Below are 5,329 nucleotides of genomic sequence, written 5' to 3'. Positions count from 1 at the left end.
GCGAGAATCTCGTTCAACTTCAACCACTTGGCTCGCTGCGATCTCTCGTAGCGGGGGGGGGGCGAATCATACAGCGTTACAAACCGCTGTCAACCACCTTTTCGAAGCTTCTTTTACTTGGCAGTGCCAAATGACTTTCAACTTCAAACCCGCTTTGAAGTTCATCGCTGCGGGAGGCGAATAATACGCCAATCCAAAACAGTGTCAACCATTTAATCGAGAAAAATCAGCAGCCTGCTCACCGATTCCCCGCAACTATTCAAACCACCATTGATCTGTAAAGAACACCCCTTCCTAGAGCATCGCCCCATGAACGACGAGCACAGCGAAAAGACCCCGGGCCTCTCGGCCGAAGAAGAGCACGAGGTCGACGAGCATCAGCCTCCGCGTGCAGCCGTGCTGCACGAAATGATTCGTACGCAGGGCGATCATGAGCTGGAGCGCACCATTGCTGCCTTGTTCTGGTCGGCACTGGCTGCGGGGCTGACCATGGGCTTGTCACTGATGGCAATGGGGCTGCTCTATTCACGCCTGCCCGATGGAGAAACCGCGCAGATCATCGCCAGCTTCGGCTACAGCGCAGGCTTCCTGGCCGTCATTCTCGCTCGCCAGCAGCTGTTCACGGAAAACACGCTGACAGCCGTGCTGCCGGTCATGACCTCACCAACCCTGGCGAACTTGGGTCGCTTGCTAAGACTGTGGGGCGTTGTGCTGCTCGGCAATCTGGTCGGCACCCTGTTCGTCGCCTGGGTCATGCTCGAGCTGCCGATTTTCGACAACAAGACCGACGCTGCCTTCCTGGAGATCGGTCGCAAGGTCATGCACAACGATATTGGCCAGATGTTTGCGAAAGGGATCATCTCGGGCTGGATGATCGCCACCATGGTCTGGATGATCCCTTCGATGGAAAACGCCAAGATCTGGATCATCGTGCTGATCACCTACCTGATGGCACTGGGCGACTTCACCCACATCGTCGTCGGCACCGTGGAGGTGTCCTACCTGGTGTGGGCAGGCGAGGAAACCTGGCAACGATTCCTGATGGACTTTGCCTTGCCCACGCTCGCCGGCAATATCATCGGCGGCAGCTTCATTTTCGCGCTTATCAGTCACGCCCAGGTGCGCAGCGACACGGGCAAAGGGCTGTCGAAACTTGCAACGGACAAAAAGCGTCCCAGCCAGGGCCGGTCTGACCAAGCGTGACACCCGACCGCCGCCGCGACGGGGCAGCGGCGGTCGCCTCTACATGTCGCTTCTATATATAGAAGGTTGGGCAGCTAGAACGCTCGCACTCACCGCGATTTGGCACGCAAGGCCAGTATCCACGCCTCGTCGAATGTTTAACAATTCTTGGGAACTTATGCGATAAAGCGCAACCACCCAAAGAACCGACACCATGACGCACACCAGCAACGGCAAAGGGCTCTCCTTCGTCAAGCGTATCTACCTGCCTCGCATACTGGGCAAAACCATGGGTTTACTGGCGGTGACCGCGGCACTGATGCCGTTGGCTCCGCCGATCTGGGTATGGGCGTTGATGCTGGTCAACGGCCTGCTCTGGCCTCATCTGGCGTACCGCTGGGCGATGCGCTCGCCTCAGCCGTACCACGCCGAGCAGCGCAATCTGGTCGTCGACTCGCTCATGGCAGGGTTCTGGGCCGCCGCGATGCATTTCAACCCGTTGCCAAGCCTGACCATCCTGTCGATGGTCACAATGAACAATGTTGCCGCCGGTGGCCGTTCTCTGGTGCAACGCGGCGTGCTGGCGCAGCTAGGCGGCGCCGCACTGGGCATGGTGCTGCTCGGGCCTCACGTGCAATTGCACGCGACCGACCTGCAGGTCTATGCCAGCTTGCCGATGCTGACCCTCTACCCCATGGCCCTGGGATGGGTCTCGTTTCAGTTGGCTACGCACCTGGCGGAGCATAAACGGCGCTTGAGTGACCTGAGCCGCACCGACAGTCTTACCGGGCTGTACAACCATGGGTACTGGAAAGATCGCCTGGGCCGCAAGTTTCTCTTGTGTCAGGAGCGCCGCGGGGCGGCCGTGATCGCGCTGATCGACATCGATCATTTCAAGGCAATCAACGACACGTATGGCCATGTGGTAGGCGACCGGGTACTGCGTCATCTCAGCAAAGAGCTCAGGCAGGGCCTGCGGGAAACCGATCTCGCCGGCCGCTATGGCGGCGATGAGTTCTGTGTGATTTTTCCGAAAACCACTCAGGAACAAGCCTGCCTCGCGATGGAGCGACTGCGCGAATGCGCGGCCAACTATTCCGACCCGGACCTTCCGGCCCTGCGCATCAGCCTGAGCATTGGTCTGTCGGCCTTTCGGGACGACTTTGCCGGCCCCGAGCAATGGCTGGAAGACGCTGACCACGCGCTGTACCAGGCCAAACGCCAGGGTCGCGATCGGGTAAATGTCGCCCCTGTCGACTTCACTGGACTTCGGCTGGCCTGGCCGGAGTAACCACCACGCGTTCGGCAACGATCTCGGGCAGATCAGTACGGCGTACATATAGCCGCAGTGGTTCGGTGATGTTCAGTCGGTCATCGACATGCTGTGCCAGCAAGAACGCGAGGTGCGCCCGACACAACGCCATGCGCCCCTCGCCCACCTCACGCCAGACGAATTCACTGCAAGGCTGCAGGCTGTCTTCGGCCACGTCGAGCCCAAAGGAATCCTCTGAAAAGCGCACGATATGGACCTCACGCTTCAGGTGAAACCCCACCAGGCCCTTGAGCTGGTCGGCCGCATTGCAGATGTCATGCGATGTGATGGACATGCCTTACTCCTTGAACGGACCAGAGATCTCAGTGCAACGGTTGAGTGAACTGCGGAAAAACAGGCAAAAAAATGGGCGACCGAAGTCGCCCAAAATGCCTTGCGTGCTCGTGAACCCGGAACGATCAGTGCGACTTGCGCTTGCTTGAATCCTTCCAGATGAAGATGCCTAGACCGACAAAGAACGTCACCATCAACCCGACTGTGACCACACCTGCGATAACCACATTGTCGAAGAACATGCCGATCTCCATTCGTTTGTCGTCGTTCGATGGGTGCAAGGTAACCAATCAGGCGGGAAGAGAAATTGATCAGGGTCAATGGTGCCCGAGGCTGGGCACGCGAGGGGGTACGGGAATTGATGCAGGTCAGTGGTCAGCGCTTCTTCGACTTGCCTTTGCGCTTGGATTTGCCGGCCTTGGCCAGCGGCATGGCCTGCTCGAACGCCTGACGCATGTCATCGAGGCGCTTGTCATTGAGGTCATGGATGCGTTTGGCGCGCTCGGCGCCGAAGTTGATGAGGTTGTCTTGGCTCATGGCAGGCTCGACTGACGACAGATGCATGAATGATGAAGGCAAGCGCGCCGACTGAACAGTCTTCAGACCTCTACATCCACCAGCAGCCCCTGACGCACGGGCTCGCCCATGGGCATCACAGGCACGGTGTTATCGGCATTGAGTTCTTCGCCGGGCTCGGCACTGTAGCGATCAGCCTGTTCCTGCTGCTGGCGTTGCTGACGGCGACGCTGCTCATCGAGCAGCAACAAGGCTTGCTCTTGCGGATCATGCCGCTGGCGCAGGTCGACGCTGCTGTCCCCGGCAGTGGTTTGCACAGGGACCACGGGCGGTATGTCCGGGGTCGGCTTGACCGGATCGAGCTGGGATGTGACGGGAATAGCGCTGAGGGGAATGAGCGGCGGCAGCATGGCGTGTCTCCTTTGACTCTCTATATCGGCTGATCGCCGGTGGTCATGAGCGACCGTCATGCTGCCAGGGCTGGCGTTCAACGTGAGGCCGTACGCCCCACGTGATTGGCGCTACTGCGGGTCGTCTTCCGGGTCGGAGTCCGAAGGCGTGCTGACTTCGCTCCACGGCCGCTTGTAAACCTGCTGCCAGACGCTGTCCAGATGTTCACGGACAGCCTTGGGTGCGCTCTTGTAGGAGGCACTTTCGTCGCGCTCACCCCCGAACGGCTCTTCGCCAGCGGGACTGATCAACGATTGGCCGGTCAAGGAGTAGACCGACTGGCCCTCACGCAGTTCGATGGTGATGTCCTGCGGATCGATACCACCGCCGCAGAAGGCATGGCTGGCCACGGTCACTTCGGCAATGCCGTTCTGATCGAGATCGGTGACGTCGCTGACATCGGTATAGAAGTCGACATCCAGGTCGAGGCCCGCGCAGGTGGTTTCCTGCTCGATCTTCCACCGCGGCGTGAAGGCCGACTCGCCAGAACGGCCATACAGGGTGGCCTTGAGCACCACGCGGTCCACTTCCTGCTCGGTCTCGGCGTCGGTGGCCTGACCGTCGACCCGGCTCAGGATCAGGAGGCCCTCGCCTTGCTGGTCGCGAAAATGCACGCTCTTGATAGGCGCCTGTACGCCGAGCACTTCCAGCTGCTCGGCCGGAATGGGGGGCAGCGTCTCGAAGCGTTTCTGTTCACAACCCGAGACCAGCAGGACGCCACCTACGGCAACACAGACGTTGAACCAGCGATACTTGGCAGGCATTTCGATACTCGCTCCTCATGGCAAGGCAGTATTGTTCAACGAACGCACTAGACTGATTGGTCCGGCCGGACCTATCCGTTACCATAGTGGGCTTTTCATCGCGGGAGTTCAGCCAGTATGGCGCAGCAGTATCAACCCGGGCAACGCTGGATCAGTGATAGCGAAGCCGAGCTTGGCCTTGGCACCGTCCTGGCGCAGGACGGCCGCCTGCTCACCGTGCTGTACCCGGCGACCGGCGAAACCCGCCAGTACTCCGTGCGCAATGCGCCACTGACCCGCGTGCGCTTCTCACCGGGCGACCAGATTACCCACTTCGACGGTTGGAAGCTGACCGTTCGCGAAGTGGACGATGTCGATGGGCTGATGGTCTATCACGGGCTGGATGCGCAAAATCAGCCGCGTACGCTGCCCGAGACCCAACTGTCGAACTTCATCCAGTTCCGACTGGCCAGTGATCGACTGTTCGCCGGGCAGATCGACCCGATGCCCTGGTTCTCGCTGCGCTACAACACCTTGTTGCACACCAGCAAGCAGATGCAGTCGTCGCTCTGGGGGCTGGGCGGTGTCCGTGCGCAGCCCATCGCGCACCAGTTGCACATTGCCCGCGAAGTGGCCGATCGGATTGCGCCGCGTGTTTTGCTCGCAGACGAAGTGGGCCTGGGCAAAACCATCGAAGCCGGCCTCATCATCCATCGCCAGCTGCTGTCTGGCCGCGCCAGCCGCGTCCTGATCCTGGTGCCGGAAAACCTGCAGCATCAGTGGCTGGTGGAAATGCGCCGCCGCTTCAACCTGGAAGTGGCGCTGTTCGACG

At 60.0% G+C, this 5,329-nt stretch carries 8 protein-coding genes; 3 read left to right on the top strand and 5 right to left on the bottom strand.

The annotated features are described in order from the left end of the window. The first annotated feature begins 309 nt into the window (after window positions 1–309). Entirely contained in the window at window positions 310–1,203 is an 894-nt protein-coding gene (locus RT028_RS19840; protein ID WP_312937131.1) for a formate/nitrite transporter family protein, read from the top strand. Window positions 1,204–1,396: 193 nt separating this feature from the next. Continuing rightward, on the top strand, window positions 1,397–2,473 hold the full coding sequence (locus RT028_RS19835) for a diguanylate cyclase (RefSeq protein WP_312937129.1): 1,077 nt from the start codon (window positions 1,397–1,399) through the stop codon (window positions 2,471–2,473). On the opposite strand, the gene RT028_RS19830 is transcribed toward RT028_RS19835, so the two are convergent. From RT028_RS19830 to RT028_RS19810, 5 genes are all read right to left on the bottom strand, one after another. Then, window positions 2,442–2,789: a DUF2025 family protein gene (locus RT028_RS19830; protein WP_312937128.1), complete on the bottom strand. Its 348-nt coding sequence runs from the start codon at window positions 2,787–2,789 to the stop codon at window positions 2,442–2,444. The genes RT028_RS19835 and RT028_RS19830 overlap by 32 nt on opposite strands. Before the next feature lie 124 nt (window positions 2,790–2,913). Further along, on the bottom strand, window positions 2,914–3,030 hold the full coding sequence (ccoM, locus tag RT028_RS19825) for a cytochrome c oxidase subunit CcoM (RefSeq protein WP_312937126.1): 117 nt from the start codon (window positions 3,028–3,030) through the stop codon (window positions 2,914–2,916). A gap of 133 nt (window positions 3,031–3,163) precedes the next feature. Continuing rightward, window positions 3,164–3,325: a hypothetical protein gene (locus RT028_RS19820; protein WP_312937124.1), complete on the bottom strand. Its 162-nt coding sequence runs from the start codon at window positions 3,323–3,325 to the stop codon at window positions 3,164–3,166. A gap of 62 nt (window positions 3,326–3,387) precedes the next feature. Then, window positions 3,388–3,714, bottom strand: a complete 327-nt coding sequence (locus RT028_RS19815) for an aspartate-semialdehyde dehydrogenase (RefSeq protein WP_312937122.1) — start codon at window positions 3,712–3,714, stop codon at window positions 3,388–3,390. 111 nt (window positions 3,715–3,825) lie between these two features. Further along, the gene (locus RT028_RS19810) at window positions 3,826–4,518 is read right to left on the bottom strand and encodes a M949_RS01915 family surface polysaccharide biosynthesis protein (RefSeq protein ID WP_312937120.1); all 693 of its coding nucleotides are present in this window, start codon (window positions 4,516–4,518) and stop codon (window positions 3,826–3,828) included. A gap of 117 nt (window positions 4,519–4,635) precedes the next feature. On the opposite strand from RT028_RS19810, the gene RT028_RS19805 reads away from it, so the two are divergent. Continuing rightward, window positions 4,636–5,329 (top strand): SNF2-related protein (locus tag RT028_RS19805; protein WP_312937118.1); only part of this gene is annotated, 694 nt, incomplete at its 3' end.

The sequence above is a fragment of the Pseudomonas sp. genome, assembly GCF_032058845.1.
Classification (GTDB): Bacteria; Pseudomonadota; Gammaproteobacteria; order Pseudomonadales; family Pseudomonadaceae; genus Aquipseudomonas.
The sequence above is the reverse complement of the archived record's forward strand: the minus strand, read 5'-3'. Positions and strand labels throughout refer to the sequence as shown.

Bases quoted from the DNA above. Each gene is read 5' to 3' on its own strand.
- ccoM (WP_312937126.1), bottom strand. From the start codon at position 3,030: ATGTTCTTCGACAATGTGGTTATCGCAGGTGTGGTCACAGTCGGGTTG.
- RT028_RS19835 (WP_312937129.1), top strand. From the start codon at position 1,397: ATGACGCACACCAGCAACGGCAAAGGGCTCTCCTTCGTCAAGCGTATC.
- RT028_RS19840 (WP_312937131.1), top strand. From the start codon at position 310: ATGAACGACGAGCACAGCGAAAAGACCCCGGGCCTCTCGGCCGAAGAA.
- RT028_RS19810 (WP_312937120.1), bottom strand. From the start codon at position 4,518: ATGCCTGCCAAGTATCGCTGGTTCAACGTCTGTGTTGCCGTAGGTGGC.
- RT028_RS19830 (WP_312937128.1), bottom strand. From the start codon at position 2,789: ATGTCCATCACATCGCATGACATCTGCAATGCGGCCGACCAGCTCAAG.
- RT028_RS19820 (WP_312937124.1), bottom strand. From the start codon at position 3,325: ATGAGCCAAGACAACCTCATCAACTTCGGCGCCGAGCGCGCCAAACGC.
- RT028_RS19815 (WP_312937122.1), bottom strand. From the start codon at position 3,714: ATGCTGCCGCCGCTCATTCCCCTCAGCGCTATTCCCGTCACATCCCAG.